The following is a 422-nucleotide window of genomic DNA, read 5'->3' on the forward strand; positions in this document are numbered from 1 at the left end:
TCATCCGCCGTCACATCCGGCGCGAAGCGCCCCACCACCTCGCCATTGCGCCCGATCAGGAATTTCTCGAAATTCCACAGCACTTCGGGCTTGGGATTGGGGCTGCCGCCACGGCTCACCATGCGCTCACGGAAGGGACCGTCACCGGTCGCCTCGGGCTGGGCACGGGTGAGTTCGTCATAGAGCGGATGCTTGTCTTCACCCACGACGCTGAGCTTGGCGAACATAGGGAATTGCACGCCATAGGTCAGGGTGCAGAATTCCTTGATCTCGGCGTCGCTGCCGGGCTCCTGCTGCTTGAAGTTGTTGGCGGGAAAGCCGAGCACTTCCAGGCCGCGTTCGCGCTGGGCCTCGTAGAGGCGTTCCAGCCCTTCGTACTGGCTGGTCAGGCCGCACTTGGAGGCGACGTTCACCACCAGCAG

General features: G+C 63.3%; 1 protein-coding gene. It reads right to left on the bottom strand.

Annotated elements, in window-relative coordinates; all coding sequences use genetic code 11:
- The coding region (locus FS767_RS21635; RefSeq protein WP_144968158.1) for a glutathione peroxidase at positions 1 to 422 on the bottom strand (422 nt) is incomplete at both ends.

Origin of the sequence: Pseudomonas sp. DE0010, from assembly GCF_007680745.1 — a bacterium.
Classification (GTDB): domain Bacteria; phylum Pseudomonadota; class Gammaproteobacteria; order Pseudomonadales; family Pseudomonadaceae; genus Aquipseudomonas; species Aquipseudomonas parafulva_B.